The 14,227-nt window shown below is 69.8% G+C and carries 11 protein-coding genes, 1 other RNA gene and 3 pseudogenes; 10 read left to right on the top strand and 5 right to left on the bottom strand.

All coding sequences use genetic code 11. The features are described 5' to 3' along the window. Window positions 1-10: 10 nt before the first annotated feature. On the bottom strand, window positions 11-631 hold the full coding sequence (eda, locus tag AB0472_RS00445) for a bifunctional 4-hydroxy-2-oxoglutarate aldolase/2-dehydro-3-deoxy-phosphogluconate aldolase (protein ID WP_366352051.1): 621 nt from the start codon (window positions 629-631) through the stop codon (window positions 11-13). A gap of 74 nt (window positions 632-705) precedes the next feature. Then, window positions 706-1,488 (bottom strand): peroxide stress protein YaaA, encoded by a 783-nt coding sequence (gene yaaA, locus AB0472_RS00440; RefSeq protein WP_366352050.1) that lies wholly within the window; start codon window positions 1,486-1,488, stop codon window positions 706-708. A gap of 113 nt (window positions 1,489-1,601) precedes the next feature. Between yaaA and AB0472_RS00435 the strand changes: the two genes are divergently transcribed. Beyond that, window positions 1,602-3,038 carry an RNB domain-containing ribonuclease gene (locus AB0472_RS00435; RefSeq protein WP_366352048.1) on the top strand — a complete coding sequence of 479 codons (1,437 nt, stop codon included), beginning with the start codon at window positions 1,602-1,604 and terminating at the stop codon, window positions 3,036-3,038. 59 nt (window positions 3,039-3,097) lie between these two features. Here AB0472_RS00435 and AB0472_RS00430 read toward each other — a convergent pair whose 3' ends face one another. Continuing rightward, on the bottom strand, window positions 3,098-4,675 hold the full coding sequence (locus tag AB0472_RS00430) for an FAD-dependent monooxygenase (RefSeq protein ID WP_366352046.1): 1,578 nt from the start codon (window positions 4,673-4,675) through the stop codon (window positions 3,098-3,100). Window positions 4,676-4,721: 46 nt separating this feature from the next. Here AB0472_RS00430 and AB0472_RS00425 point away from each other — a divergent pair, with 46 nt between their 5' ends. The 8 genes and pseudogenes from AB0472_RS00425 to AB0472_RS00390 all read left to right on the top strand — a co-directional run bounded on the left by AB0472_RS00425 (window position 4,722) and on the right by AB0472_RS00390 (window position 11,895). Beyond that, window positions 4,722-5,351: a TetR family transcriptional regulator gene (locus AB0472_RS00425; protein ID WP_366352044.1), complete on the top strand. Its 630-nt coding sequence runs from the start codon at window positions 4,722-4,724 to the stop codon at window positions 5,349-5,351. A gap of 98 nt (window positions 5,352-5,449) precedes the next feature. Continuing rightward, window positions 5,450-5,872: a DUF4260 family protein gene (locus tag AB0472_RS00420; protein ID WP_366352042.1), complete on the top strand. Its 423-nt coding sequence runs from the start codon at window positions 5,450-5,452 to the stop codon at window positions 5,870-5,872. Between the two features lie 49 nt (window positions 5,873-5,921). After that, a complete protein-coding gene (locus AB0472_RS00415) occupies window positions 5,922-6,431 on the top strand; it encodes a TetR/AcrR family transcriptional regulator (RefSeq protein ID WP_366352674.1) in 510 nt (169 codons plus the stop codon). A 16-nt stretch (window positions 6,432-6,447) separates the two neighbouring features. Then, window positions 6,448-7,275 (top strand): AraC family transcriptional regulator, encoded by an 828-nt coding sequence (locus tag AB0472_RS00410; protein ID WP_366352040.1) that lies wholly within the window; start codon window positions 6,448-6,450, stop codon window positions 7,273-7,275. Window positions 7,276-7,291: 16 nt separating this feature from the next. Next, window positions 7,292-8,077, top strand: a pseudogene (locus AB0472_RS00405) (DMT family transporter); the annotation flags it as partial. 115 nt (window positions 8,078-8,192) lie between these two features. Continuing rightward, window positions 8,193-8,599, top strand: an RNA gene (rnpB, locus tag AB0472_RS00400) — RNase P RNA component class A. A 603-nt stretch (window positions 8,600-9,202) separates the two neighbouring features. After that, window positions 9,203-9,382, top strand: coding sequence for a hypothetical protein (locus tag AB0472_RS00395; protein WP_366352038.1), 180 nt, complete (start codon window positions 9,203-9,205; stop codon window positions 9,380-9,382). Window positions 9,383-10,761: 1,379 nt separating this feature from the next. Next, entirely contained in the window at window positions 10,762-11,895 is a 1,134-nt protein-coding gene (locus AB0472_RS00390) for an IS630 family transposase (protein WP_366352036.1), read from the top strand. 16 nt (window positions 11,896-11,911) lie between these two features. Here the strand turns inward: AB0472_RS00390 and AB0472_RS00385 are convergent. Beyond that, window positions 11,912-12,480, bottom strand: a pseudogene (locus tag AB0472_RS00385) (transposase); the annotation flags it as partial. Window positions 12,481-12,621: 141 nt separating this feature from the next. Next, window positions 12,622-13,293 (bottom strand): hypothetical protein, encoded by a 672-nt coding sequence (locus tag AB0472_RS00380; protein WP_366352034.1) that lies wholly within the window; start codon window positions 13,291-13,293, stop codon window positions 12,622-12,624. A gap of 585 nt (window positions 13,294-13,878) precedes the next feature. On the opposite strand from AB0472_RS00380, the pseudogene AB0472_RS00375 reads away from it, so the two are divergent. Further along, window positions 13,879-14,196 (top strand): annotated as a pseudogene (locus AB0472_RS00375) (transposase); the annotation flags it as partial. Between the last annotated feature and the right edge of the window lie 31 nt (window positions 14,197-14,227).

Below are 14,227 nucleotides of genomic sequence, written 5' to 3'. Positions count from 1 at the left end.
GCCCCGCCGATCAGGACCTGAGCCCCGCCGCGGTCCGGGCCAGTTCCCGGACCCGGTCCCAGTCCCCGGCGGCCACCGCGTCGGCCGGGACCATCCAGGTGCCGCCGACGCAGCCGACGTTGGGCAGGGCGAGGTACTCCCGCGCGTTGTCCGGGCCGATGCCTCCCGTGGGGCAGAAGCGGGCCCGCGGCAGCGGACCGGCGAGCGACCTGAGGTAGGCCGTGCCGCCCGCGGCCTGCGCCGGGAAGAACTTCATCTCCCGCACCCCGCGTTCGAGCAGCGCCACCACCTCCGAGGCGGTCGACACCCCCGGCAGGTACGGCACCCCGGACGCGGCCATCGCCGCCAGCAGCCCGTCCGTCCAGCCGGGACTGACCAGGAACCGCGCCCCGGCGGCCACGCACTGCGTCACCTGCTCCGGCGTCAGCACGGTCCCCGCGCCTACCACCGCGTCCGGCACCGCGGCGGCGACGGCCCGGATCGCGTCGAGCGCGGCCGGCGTCCGCAGCGTCACCTCGATGACGGGCAGCCCGCCCTCCACCAGCGCCCGCGCCAGCGGCACGGCGGCGGCGGCGTCCTCGATCACGACGACGGGCACGACGGGCGCGAGATCCAGCACGGAGGTGGGCATGACGAACATCCTGCCCACGCGATGCAGAGCGCGCAAAGGGCATTGCGCATGCTGCAACAGACCCTACGGGTGTGTCAGTGCACCTCGGTCACCAGCACGTCCAGCGCCCACGCCTGCCCGGCCTTCGCGGGCGGCTCCGCCTCCACCTCGTACCCCAGCTCCCGCAACGCCTCCACCAGCTCAGCAGGGCCGGCCGGCGTGATCCCGGCGGCCAGCAGGCTCCGCACCATGCGGCCCTTCGTCGCCTTGTTGAAGTGGCTGACCACCTTCCGGGTCGGCGCGTGCAGCACCCGCACGGTCGCCGTCCGCCCGGCCACCTCGCCCCTCGGCTTCCACGCGGCCGCGTAGGCCGCCGACCGCAGGTCCAGCACCAGCCCCGTCCCGGCGGCCGCAGGCAGCACCTCGGCCATCGGCCCCCGCCAGTGCGTGCCCAGCGCGCCGAGACCCGGCAGCTTCACCCCCATCGAACAGCGGTACGACGGGATCCGGTCCGTCAGCCGGACCGCGCCCCACAGCCCCGAGAAGACCAGCAGCGACCGTGCGGCCCGCCGCTTCGCCGCCGCGTCGAGGGAGGCCAGGTCCAGGGCGTCGTACAGCACCCCGGTGTAGATCTCCCCGGCCGGCCGGGTGCCCGCGGTCCGCAGCGCCGTGTTCTTCGTGACCTCGCCGCGCAGCCCCTCGCTCAGCCCGAGCACCTCGCGGGCCTTCTCCTCGTCGCCGGCGCACAGATCGACCAGTTCGCCGAGCACCGCCTCGCGCGCCGCCGCCAGCCCAGGCAGGGACAGCGACTCCGGTTTCAGCGGGGCACCACGCCCCGAGGACGCCTTGCCTTCCGAGGGCGGCAGCAGGACCAGCACGGGTACTCCTCCTGACCGACGGCTCCGCACCGCCGGCGTTCATCGACGCTCGTCATCAACGCTCCGCGCCAGCGTAGAGCGCCTGAGCGGTGCGATGTGACTACGCTCGTCCTATGCCCAGCCGCCACATCCGTGTCAAGGGTGCCCCCGAGGCTCCCCTCCGGGCCGCGCTCGCCGCGCTCCGGGCCGACCTCGGCGTCCCCGAGACCTTCCGGTCCGAGGTCCTCGCGGAGGCCGAGAGCACCGCCAGGTTCCCGGCCGTGCCCGGCCACGACGCGACCGACATCCCCTTCTTCACGGTCGACCCGCCCACCGCGAACGACCTGGACCAGGCGATGCACCTGTCCCGGCACGACGGCGGCTACCGCGTCCGGTACGCCATCGCCGACGTCGCCGCCTTCGTCGTACCCGGCGGCGCACTGGACTCCGAGGCGCACCACCGCGTGACCACGCTCTACTTCCCGGACGAGAAGGTCCCCCTGCACCCGACCGTGCTGAGCGAGGGCGCGGCCAGCCTGCTGCCCGGCCGGCCCACCCCGGCCGTGCTGTGGACCATCGACCTGGACGCCGAGGGCCGGACCGTGACGGCCGACGTCCGCCGGGCCCTCGTCCGGAGCCGGGCCAAGCTCGACTACGCGGGCGTGCAGAAACGGATCGACGAGGGGACCGCCGAGGAGCCCGTCGCCCTGCTCAGGGAGATCGGCGAGGCCCGTGAACGCCTGGAGGTGGCACGCGGCGGCATCTCCCTCAACGTGCCCGAGCAGGAGATCGTCGAGTACGACCACACCTACGAGCTGACCTACCGCGCCCCGCTGCCCGCCGACGCCTGGAACGCCCAGATCTCCCTGCTCACCGGCATGGCCGCGGCCGACCTGATGCTGGCCCACGGCACCGGCGTGCTGCGCACCCTCCCGACCGCCCCCGACGGCGCGGTGGCCCGCCTGCGCCGCACCGCGCACGCGCTGCGCATCGAGTGGCCGCACCACGTCTCCTACGCCGCACTGATCCGCTCCCTGAACCCGCGCCGCCCCCGCCACGCGGCCTTCCTCCAGGAGTGCACGACCCTGCTGCGCGGCGCCGGGTACACGGTCTTCCGGGACGGTCTCCTCCCCGCCAACACCACCCACGCCGCGGTCGCCGCCCCGTACGCCCACTGCACCGCGCCACTGCGCCGTCTGGCCGACCGCTACGCCTCGGAACTGTGCCTGGCGGCGGCCGCCGGCGAGGAGCCGCCGGACTGGGTGCTGATGGCGCTGGACACGCTCCCCAAGCAGATGGCGGAAGGGGCGCGGCGCGCGGGCACGGTGGAACGGGAGTGCGTCGACATCGTGGAGGCGGCCCTGCTCAAGGACCGGGTCGGGGAGGTCTTCGACGGGTGCGTGGTGGAGGTCGAGCCGCGCCGGCCGACCGTGGGGAAGGTGCTGTTGCAGCAGCCCGCCGTCATAGGCCGGATCGAGGCCGAGGCTCCTCTCCCGCTGGGCGAGCGGCTGCCGGTGCGGCTGACGCAGGCCGACCCGGGGACGACGAAGGTACGGTTCGCGCCCGCGTGAGCCGCCGCACGGCGGGGAGGGGCCGCCGCACGGTGCGGAGGGGCCGCCGGGCGCACCGCTCAGGCGGCGACGAACCAGCGGGTCAGGGCGTCGTCGAGGTCGTCTCCCCGGTCGTCCCCGTCCGCGGCCCAGGCCACGAACCCGTCGGGCCGCACCAGGAGACCGGTCAGCTCCGGCCGTCCCGGGCAGCCCGCGGTGACGACGTCCATCCGGTCGCCGTACCCCTCCGCGCGGGCGCGCAGCTTCGGGTCGTCGGCGAGGTCGAGGAGCAGGGCACGGCCGTGGTGCAGGTGGTCGCCGAGCCGGGTGCCGTCGGAGAGCTCCAGGTCCGGGGCGCTCCGTCCGGTGAGCTGGTGCTCGCCGGGCAGGTCGTAGCGCTGCCAGACGCCGGAGATCTGCTGGACGAGGTACGTCGTCCCCGTCGTCGTCAGCGCGAGGTCGGTCACCACCCGGCGCAGGGCACGGGCGTGCCGGTCCGGGCGCATCACGGCGATCTGGGCGCGGGTCCAGTCCAGCACCCAGGCGCCGATCGGGTGCCGTTCGGCGGTGTAGCTGTCGAGGAGCGAGTCGGGGGCCCTCCCGCGCACCACGGCGGCCAGCTTCCAGCCGAGGTTCATGGCGTCGCCGAGGCCGAGGTTGAGCCCCTGCCCGCCGAACGGCGAGTGCACGTGCGCCGCGTCCCCCGCGAGCAGCACCCGGCCCTTGCGGTAGCCGCTCGCCTGCCGGGCGTTGTCGGTGAACCGGGTCGAGGAGTGCACCTCGTGGATGGTCACCTCGGCCACGCCCGACACCCGGCGCAGGGCGGCCTGGAGCTCCTCGGCGGTGATCGGCGCGGAGCGGTCGGCGGGCGGCCCGTCGAACTCGACGGTGAGGATCCGGCCGGGGAAGGGACCGTTGACGTACGTGCCCACGTCGGTGGTGTTCCAGCCGACCCCCAGCCGCTCGCCCCCGCTCATCTCGACGACCGCCTGATAGCCGGTGATCTCCGGTTCGGTCCCCGGGAAGTCGAACCCGGCGAGCTTGCGGACGGTGCTCCGCCCGCCGTCGCAGCCGACGAGCCAGCCGGCGCGGACGTCTCCGCCGCTCCCGAGGTGTACGACGACTCCCTCGTCGCCGGCGTCGAAGCCGGTCAGCTCCACGCCCCGGCGGACCTCGACGCCGAGCCGTTCGGCGCGGGCGCCCAGGATCCGCTCCAGCTCCACCTGCGGCACGCCGAGACCGACGCCGTCGGCGGGGCCGATGTCGGCGAACGCCGGGTCGGAGTCGTCGAACAGGTCGCCGCGCATCATGATCCCGGCGAAGTGCCCGGCGAACTTCGGGGGAGTCCGGGGCGCGTCGGCGCCCTGCTTTTGCTCCCGGTCCCCGAGGAAGGCCCGCATCCGCCACCGGTTCCGCTCCCAGGCCGCCTGGAGGTCGGGCAGCAGCCCGCGCCGGTAGAGGCTCACCGCGCCGGCCGTGTTGATCCCGCCCGCCTTGATGGTCTCGTCCACCTCGGCCAGCCGCTCCACGACCAGCACCTTCGCGCCGCCGAGCCGCAGCTCGCCGGCGAGGAAGAGCCCGACGGGCCCGCCGCCGGCCACCACCACGTCGTAGTCCATGTCCTTCTTGCTCCCTGCAGTCGCCATGCTCTCGCCCATGGCTTCACTGTAGTCACTAAAACTTTCGAGCCGCTATAGTTTTCTCGTGACCGATGAGAACAGGCCAGGTGGGCCAGGGGAGTCCCTGCGGGAGCGCAAGAAGCGGGAGACGCGGCAGCGCATCTCGAACGTCGCGACCGTGATGTTCCGGGAGCACGGCTTCGACCGGGTGACCGTCGCGGAGGTCGCGCGGGCGGCCGGGGTGTCGGCGATGACCGTGTTCAACTACTTCCCGCGCAAGGAGGACCTGTTCCTCGACCGCATCCCGGAAGCCGTCGCGGCCTTCGCCGGTGCGGTGCGGGAGCGCGCGCCCGGCGAGACCCCGCTCGCGGCGCTGCGCCGGCTGGCCTTCCGGTTCATCGACGCGCGGCATCCGCTGGGTGGTGTGGGGGAGAACTTCGGGGGCTTCTGGCCGGTCGTCGCCGACTCGCCGGCGCTGCGGGCCCGGGCCCGTGAGGCGGTCGAGGAGGTGGAACGGGCGCTGGCCGGGGCGCTCGCCGAGGCCGGGCTCGCCGACCCGGAGCTGGCGGCGGCGGTGACGGTGGCCGCGTACCGCTCGGTGTGTGTCACCTCGGTGAGCCGTCAGCTGGCGGGCGACCCGTTCGCCGAGATCGTCGAGGACCACCGGGGGCGGATGGCGGCGGCGTTCGACGCGCTGGAGCGGATGGTGGGGTGACCGCGGAGGGTGCCGCAGTCGGCGGACTTGACGGCTAACGTCGTTAGCCTTACGGTGGTGGCTAACGACGTTAGCTGACATTGCCCCTGGAGGCAGCCATGACCAGCACCACGAACGTCACCCCCTCCCTCCGCACCGCCACCGCGGTGGCCCGCCGCACCGCCTGGCTGGCCGCTGCCCTGTTCTGGACGGCGTTCGCGATCCTGGAGGGCGTGAACCACGGCTGGCTCGCCGGCATCCTGGCCCTGCTCTTCCTGATCCTCCCCGACCTCACCTTCCTGGTCGCCCTCGGCGAGGCGCCCACGATGGCCAAGGGCCAGTTGCCGTCCCGCGCGGTGCCGTACTACAACGCGATGCACCGGGCACTGGTCCCGCTCGCCCTGCTGGCGGTGTACGCGGCGCAGCCGCTCGTCTCCTGGCCCCCGGCGTTCGCCGCCCTGTGCGGCTGGCTGGCCCACATCTCGTACGATCGCGCCTTCGGGTACGGGCTGCGGACGAAGGAGGGCTTCCAGCGTGACTGACGCGACCGACGGTTCTGAGGCGGCTGCCGCCACCGGCGCGGCCGATCGGCTGACGCCGAGGGCGCGGGAGATCGTGGCGGCGGCCCGGGAGCTGCTGGAGGAGTCCGGACCCGCCGTCCTCACCATGCGCACCATCGCCGACCGCCTCGGCATCAAGGCCCCCTCCCTCTACAAGCACTTCCCGGACAAGCACGCCGTGGAGGTGGAGCTGACCGCGCAGATGCTGGAGGAGTCGGCGGCGGCCCTGGAGGCGGCCGGGTCCCGGCACCCCGGCTCTCTGGAGGCCCTGGGCGAGGCCTACCGCGCCTACGCCCTGGCCCACCCCCACCTCTACAGCCTGGCCACCGAACGCCCCCTGCCGCGGGCCCAGCTGCCAGAGGGCCTGGAGGACCGGGCCGCCCTCCCGCTCCTGCGGGCCTGCGGCGGCGACCGGGACCTGGCCCGCGCCACCTGGGCGTTCGCCCACGGCATGGTGGTCCTGGAGATCCACGGCCGTTTCCCGCAGGACGCCGACCTGGACGCGGCATGGAAACGGGGCCTGAAGTCGTTGCACCCTTAGCGCAAGGGGGTACGACGTGGCGGAACAGGCACGGTGGACGAGGGCGAGGCTGGGCCGCTGCGGCCCGGCGCTGGACCTGCTGACGGCGAACTTCGAACGGCACACCTACGCCCCGCACGCGCACGCCGAGTTCACCATCGGGGTGTGCGTCGGCGGCTCCGAGGTCATCGACTACCGCGGCGGCCACATCAGCACCGGCCCCGGATCGATCGTCGTCCTGGCCCCCGGCGAGATGCACACGGGCGGCCCGGCCACCCCGACCGACGGCTACGCCTACCGCGCCCTGTACGCGGACCCGGCCCTGCTGGCGGACGGGACCCTGGACGCCGTACCGCACTTCCGGGACCCCGTCCTCGACGACCCCGAGCTCGCCGCGGCCTTCCGCCGGACCCACACCGAACTGGCCGCCTGCCCCGACCCCCTGGAAGCCGAATCCCGTCTCCCCTGGCTGCTGACGGCCCTCTCTCGCCGCCACTCCACGGCACGGCAGGCGACCGACCGGGTCCCTGGGGCGCACGGCATCTCCCTGCTGGTCCGGGACCGCCTGGCCGACGAGCTGACCTGTCCGCCGTCGCTCGCCGACCTGGCCGCGGACCTGGGCCTCTCCCGCTACCAGCTGCTCCGGGCGTTCCGTACGACGATGGGCGTGCCGCCGTACGCCTGGCTGGCCCAGTACCGGGTGAACCGTGCCCGTGGGCTGCTGGAGGCCGGCCTGCGCCCGGCGGAGGTGGCGACGCTGGTGGGCTTCGCCGACCAGGCCCACCTGACCCGCTGGTTCCGCCGGGTGCTGGGCGTGACCCCGGCGGCGTACCGCAACAGCGTTCAAGACGCCGAACGGTACTGACGGCGAAGCTTTCCGTATGACTGCACGCGGCTGGTTCCTGTTCTCCCTCATGGGAGTGATCTGGGGCATCCCCTATCTGATGATCAAGGTGGCGGTGGACGAGGTGTCCCCGTCGACGGTGGTGTTCGCGAGGTGCGCGGTCGGCGCCCTGCTCCTCCTCCCCCTGGCCATCCGCCAGGGCGGCCTCCTCCTCACCCTCCGCACCCACTGGCGCCCGATGCTGGCCTTCGCGTGCATAGAGATCATGGGCCCCTGGTTCACCCTCACGGACGCCGAACGGCACCTCTCCAGCTCGACGGCGGGCCTGCTGATCGCCGGCGTACCGATCGTCGGCGTGGTGGCCGGGAGGTACTTCGGCGGCGAGCGCGAACACCTGGGCGCCCGCCGGATCGCCGGCCTCCTGATCGGCCTGGCCGGCGTGGCGGTCCTCACCATCCCCCACCTCACCGGCGGCGACGCCCGCTCGCTGGGCGAGGTCCTGCTCACGGTCATCGGCTACGCGACGGCCCCCCTGATAGCGGCCCGCCGCCTGAAGGACGTGCCGACGCTGCAGCTGATAGCGCCGTGCCTGACCCTGGCGACCGTGGTCTACGCCCCGGCGGCGGCCGCGACCTGGCCGTCCTCCGTCCCCTCAACGAACGCCCTGCTCTCCCTCCTCGCCCTGGGCGTCCTCTGCACGGCGGTGGCCTTCGTGGCGTTCCTGGAGCTCATCAAGGAGATAGGCCCGACCCGCTCCACGGTGATCACGTACGTCAACCCGGCGGTGGCGGTGGCGGCGGGCGCCCTCTTCCTGGGCGAGAGCTTCACGCCCACGATCGCCGTCTCCTTCGCGCTGATCCTCACAGGCTCGGTGCTGGCGACGCTGGCCTCGGCACCGAAGAGGCCGTCCCGCCCGGTAACATGGTCCACACGGCAGACGAGCCGGGCGGACGGCCGCGTGGAGTCCCCTTGACGGGGGTCTTCCCGAGGAACGTCCGGGCTCCACAGGGCAGGGTGGTGGCTAACGGCCACCCGAGGCGACTCGCGGGACAGTGCCACAGAAAGCAGACCGCCGGGGACCTCGGTCCCCGGTAAGGGTGAAACGGTGGTGTAAGAGACCACCAGTGCCCAGGGCGACCTGGGCAGCTAGGTAAACCCCACCCGGAGCAAGGTCAAGAGGAGCGCGGCAAAACGCGCTCTGCGGGGACGTTCGAGGGCTGCCCGCCCGAGTCCCCGGGTAGACCGCACGAGGCCGGTGGCAACACCGGCCCTAGATGGATGGCCGTCACCCCGGCACCCGCGAGGGACCGGGGCACAGAACCCGGCGTACAGCCCGACTCGTCTGCCGCCCCGTATTTCCGCAGGTCAGAGGCCATGTTTACCTGCAAAACAAACCTTCGGGGTCGAATCCAGGTCGAATCTGCGCTACAGGTGTGGTCATTTCTGTCTGGCGTCCACGCCGCGTATCGGGCATTCCGGGGGTCAAATGCGGTCCAGGGCCGCTCTGTGGCAGACAACTCGGATGCCGCTGCGCTCGGAAGTACATCTACGAGATGTCTTCTTGCCGACTTGATCTGTCTGGATTTGATCACCGATGGTGCACTGTGCGGCGGAACTTGGAAGTGATCACTGGCGGGGGTTCTCGCTGACTGCTCTTACCGGGACCAGATCGATTTGGGCCTCGCGTATCGTCCGTTTCATCTGTGTGCACGTGGCATTGCGACGATGACGTGACGCGGGTCATCGCCGGTGCGTTCGGCGAGTACCGAAGCGCCGGTTTGGTTAGCCTCGAAGTTTCGTTACGGTCCGCCGACGGAGTCGGTGGACCGTTTTTGTGTCGTGGGCTGAGGCTGTGGAGGCCGAAGACCCGAGTGTCGCTTCGGGGTGGCGCCGGTTTCCACTGCTCCGAGTGTTGAGCTGCTGTCGTGGGGACGGGGAATATCGACCGATGGCTGATCGCAAACAAGAGTCGCCAAAACCAGGCACGCTCGTTCTTGCTCTGGGCCGCCACCTGTCACTTGACCCCCAGAACGTCGCGATCACCACTGCGGCCAGGACCGTCGACCGGTCGATCATGGGCGATGCCGACCGATGGCGATCCGCGCCTGCCGACCTGTTTCGTGTCTGATCGTCGCCGCCCGCGGTGTCTTGTCGAGGACCTTCGTCGCGCAACGGCCCGCGAGACGCACCAGTTCCGAGAAGGGCTGGCGGCGTCCAGGGCTGCGTGGGACAGACCACCCCAAAACCTATCCGCACTCAAGATGATGCATCCAGCGGTGGTGTCTCCCGCCCCGGCGCTGCTGCAGGGCGGCAACTGATGGCGGCACAGAGGGCTGTACCCAAGCGGAGTTGCCGCTCGTCCTTAGCTCCTGCCGGAGCGTGGGACTAGTACCGCTTTCCGGCCAGGTCTCGGAGCCTCCGGGCGCGCTGGGCTCTGTCGAATAGCCGTTCTTCTCTACGAGAGAAACCAACAGCAGCGCGTTCCGTACCGATAAGGCGCAGCACCCGGCGGGCCAACATTCGAGTCTGCAACCGAGGAAAGACCCGAGGGGGTACGCGCTTCCGCGTGGCGAAAATTTGGCGCGAATGCAGAATTCTCTTCTCTTTGTGGACGTCCGCGGTTAGTCGAGTGGCGGGCAGTGCGATTTCGTCCACCGCTTTCAGCCCTACCGCGGCGATACCGGAGGAGAGATTCGGATATTCTTTCTCCAGTCCCCGTCTCTCGACCCAGTCCCCCTCAAGGATGTGCTGCAGATACGACATGGCCACCGCGTGCACATAGGGTGGCTCCGGGATGATCCTCACGGAATGTCATGTTACACGCTTCGTGTCCCTTGCCTGTGTATCTTCGGAGAACTTAATTGGTTGTGTCCTCTGGTATCGCATTGCAGATGAAGGTCCACCTGCCGGCCTGTCGGAAAGCCATATGACAGGGAGAACTCGGGGCGCTCTTCGTCGCAGGTTTCCGTGAAATACGTCCGGTATCCGCTCCACGCGGTGTCCCGTTTGACGCAGTAGTGCGCGTCGGTGTCATAGGGGGAGTCGAACCGCAGCGAGGCGGGCGGCAGGGCGTGGCCGTCACGCCAGCGCAGGGCTTGGTCCATGTCCCAGTAGTAGTGGTGGACCCAGACCTGGCGGAGGGTCTCCACCTGTGGCAGCAGCCGGAGGTGGGGTGGGGCGTTGGAGGCCCAGGCTGTGGTGAGGATCTTCTGTCCGTCCCTGCCGAATTCCCCGGCCCGGGCGGTCACGGCTGCCTTCCGGCCCGGCAGCTAGTGCCGCATCAGGCAACGTTTGCCCTGTAGAGCATGGTGGTTGTCGGTAGGCTGTGGTCAGCCGTCGTGGGCAAAGGCGAGATGGGAAATCCGCTTCAATCTTCGAGATTGTGACCCTTTGTCGGTCTGAGCCGGTTCGAGTCCGGTAGCCCGCGACGGTGCGGGTCTGTTCCGGAGTAGCGCACGCGGCGTGACGTGTTTGTGCCGGGTAGTTCGTAACCGTCAGGCTGTGGCCGTGGCAGAGCGAGTACGCGTCCGTAAGATCGATGATGACGAGGGCAGGCGGCTGCTGCGGATCATCCGCAGGGGTACCGGGTCGGTGGTGACCTGGCGCCGCGCCCAGATGGTGCTGTTATCTGCGCAAGGCATGCCGGTGACGAAGATCGCCGAAGTGACGTTCACCAGCCCGGACCGGGTCCGGGACGTGATCCACAACTTCAATGCCGACGGCTTCCAGGCGCTCTACCCGAAGTACAAAGGCGGCCGGCCGAGAACTTTCACGCTTGCGGAGCGCCGGGAGATCAAGAAGACCGCCAAGTCCAGGCCGGCCGAGCACGGCCTGCCGTTCTCGACCTGGAGCCTGGCCAAGCTGGCCGACTTCCTGGTCGCCGAGGGGGTGGTCGACGACATCAGCCACGAGGGTCTACGGGTCCTGCTCCGCGAGGAGGGCGTCTCATTTCAACGCGTGAAGACCTGGAAGACCTCCCGTGACCCGGACTACGCGGCGAAGAAGGTGCGGGTCGAGCACCTCTACGCGATCGCCGACGGCGAGGTCATACCCGAGGAGGGCGAGCCCGACGTCGTCTTCTGCATGGACGAGTTCGGCCCGCTCAACCTCCAGCCCCACCCCGGCCGGCAATGGGCCGAACGCGGCGGCCGACACAAGGACCCTGATCGCGGTCCTCGGCCCCGGCGGCGGGCGACCTACACCCGCCCGCACGGGGTCCGGCACCTGTTCGCCGCTTACGACCTCACCAAGGACCAGCTCTACGGACACATCAAGAAGACCAAGAACAGGTCGAAGTTCCTGAAGTTCTGTCGCTACCTGCGCTCACTGCACCCGGTCGAGAAACGCATCGCGATCGTCTGCGACAACTACTCCCCGCACCTGACCACGAAGCGGTGCCAGCGGGTCGAGACATGGGCGACGGCCAACAACGTGGAGATCGCCTACACCCCGACCAACAGCTCCTGGCTCAACCGGATCGAGGCCCAGTTCACGGCCCTGCGCTACCTCGCTCTCGACGGCACCGACCACGCCAGCCACAAGGAGCAGGGCAGCATGATCCGCCGCTACATCATCTGGCGGAACAAACACGCCGCCGACGAACGCCTCCGCAAGGTCGCGAACAGGGCAAACGTTGCCTGATGCGGCACTAGCCGATCTCCACCCGGCGTCCGTATCGCTCGGTCCACTCGGGCTCGATCAGCGGAGTCAGCCAGGCGGGGGCAGCCTCGGCCAGTTCCTCCAGCGCCGCCCGCAGCGTCTCCCCGGCCAGTTCCAGGCGGCTGAGGGTGCGAACCGCGGCCAGCACATGTGGCGTCGGTACGCTGCCGGCCCCTGGTCCTGAGCAGGCCGGCCTCCATCAGGCGGTCCAGCATCAGCGGCAGCAACTCATCAACGGCGCCGTCCCGTTCGGCCAGTCGGGCCCTGAACTCGCACAGAACCGAGTGGTCGAACCCCGGATCCTCCAGTTCAAGGCCGAGGGCGTACTTCCAGTCGATTCGGGTGCGGACGGCGTCCGCCGCCGCGCGGTCGGAGAGGTTCTCCGCGAACTGCAGCACCGACACCAGCGCCGGCTGTCCGGGAGGCAAGCCCCGGCTTGCCGTCGGAGGGATACAGCCCGACGAACGCGTCGTCCTCGAACAGGACATCGAGCCGGTCCCGGATAAGCATCGCTGCAGTGCCCTTCGGGCACGCCACCCGAGCTGTTCCCACCGGCCTCACCGGAATCCGCTGGAAACTCCCCGGCCGTAACGACACTGCCCCCACACCCCAAAATCCGAGGCCACCCCGCACTCCTCCAGCGAACCATCCGACGGCCCTACCGTCAGCTTCACGGACAAGATCACCAACAGAGTCCCGGTATTGAGGCTAGGAGGGGCGGGCGTGACTGGCGTGGGAGCGGATGAGGTCCGGGTCGGAGGGTGGCTGAACGGCGGGCCTCTGTGATTTGATCACATCTGGATCGATATGGATGATGTGGGCGTATCCGGCCGCATCGAATTTGTGGTACGTGCGTCGGTAATGCGCGTTGTTGTGGGCGTCGACGGTCGAATCCGCGTCGCCCTTCACCTCTTGGGCCACGAGACCCGTGTGCAGCTTGTCCGAGTAGTCCGAGTTGAAGATGACCACCACGTCTCCGGGCTGAGCCCGGGTGGGATCGTCACCGATGTCCGCGCCGAGATCGTAGTCCATGATGAAGTCGTAGAGGCTCCGGTAGCCGATGACGTCCGAGATCAGCAGGAGGTCGTATTCCTTGCCGTTCGGTGCCTTGTAGTGGTAATAGGAGTCCTGAGGGTCATCCGGCTTCAGTCCGGGGATGAGGCCGCCCGCTGCAAGGGCGCGAGCGACGAACTCGGCGCATTCGAAATAGGGCTGAGCCTGGCCGTCCTTCACTCGCGGGGTGCTGTCGTCCCATGTGCTCCAGTTCCAGTGGGCGTCCGCGTACTGGACGGCCGTCTTGCGCCAGTCGTCGGAAGCACGGGTGGCTTTCTGTGTTTTCTGGGGCGCGGCTGGGACCGCTCGCACGAGACCGGCACTCATCCCCAGAAGTGCAGCTCCTAGGGTGACGGCGGGGAAAATGCGAAGGGATTTCCTCAGGACGGACATGGAAGGCGCCTCTCTGTAGTTCCAGGTATCGCGCACGGTCGTGCACTCGTGTGGCGGCATGCTGCCGCACTTCAGGACGATCTTGTCCGAAAGTAACCCTTTACCTGGGGTCTGGATCGAAAACTCACTCGGTAGGCCGAAGGAAATCCCTTCAGCGCACTCTCAATTCCGCAAGGCTGTTCCAAACGGGATCTCGGCCATGCGGCTCCAGCGAGACCGGTGCGGTGTCACGGCGGTCGGCGATCTGCGGGATGCGATCACTCGGATCGGCCGGTTCCTGGACGGGTACGCCCAGCCATTGGTGATCTAATACTCCAGCCGGACTTCTGTGCTTCTGCTGGTCAACGGCCTGGCGGTGGGGGGTGTAGCGGGGATTGGGCATGCGAGGGACGGTCTTGGACCGGCCGTCCCATCAACGGGTGTCCGCGCCGCACGTAGTGACAGCGCGGTGAGCAGTCCGTTGTTGTGATCCACGATGTACCGACGAACGCCTGGGACCTGGAACTCGAGGAACTCTTCCTGCAAACCGGAGCTCGCTTCGCCCGCGTGGAGGCCCGGCGGCGGATGCGGGACTAGGTCCGCGGACTGCTTGGCTCGGGCGGCCGAAAAAACAGCTGGCAGCTCGCCGAGTACGCCGGCCACTCCACCCCACACGGCCTGCAGCACCTGCTTTCCCACAGCCGCTGGGACCCCGACGGCCTGCGCGACGACATCCAGGCATACGTCGTAGAACAACTCGGCACGGCAGGCGGTGTGTTGATCCTGGACGACACCGGCTTCGTGAAGAAGGGCACTATCTCCGCCGGAGTGCAACGCCAGTACTCCGGCACCGCCGGGGTCTTGTATTTCAATTAGTGTTTTTTCAGGC

Origin of the sequence: Streptomyces sp. NPDC086777, assembly GCF_040702065.1 — a bacterium.
Taxonomy (GTDB): Bacteria; Actinomycetota; Actinomycetes; order Streptomycetales; family Streptomycetaceae; genus Streptomyces.
This window is presented reverse-complemented; position numbering and strand designations above follow the sequence as displayed.

Coding starts and splice junctions, on each gene's coding strand:
- AB0472_RS00395 (WP_366352038.1), top strand. CDS start 9,203: ATGGCTGATCGCAAACAAGAGTCGCCAAAACCAGGCACGCTCGTTCTT.
- AB0472_RS00430 (WP_366352046.1), bottom strand. CDS start 4,675: ATGGGCGAGAGCATGGCGACTGCAGGGAGCAAGAAGGACATGGACTAC.
- AB0472_RS00420 (WP_366352042.1), top strand. CDS start 5,450: ATGACCAGCACCACGAACGTCACCCCCTCCCTCCGCACCGCCACCGCG.
- AB0472_RS00380 (WP_366352034.1), bottom strand. CDS start 13,293: ATGAGTGCCGGTCTCGTGCGAGCGGTCCCAGCCGCGCCCCAGAAAACA.
- eda (WP_366352051.1), bottom strand. CDS start 631: ATGCCCACCTCCGTGCTGGATCTCGCGCCCGTCGTGCCCGTCGTCGTG.
- AB0472_RS00435 (WP_366352048.1), top strand. CDS start 1,602: ATGCCCAGCCGCCACATCCGTGTCAAGGGTGCCCCCGAGGCTCCCCTC.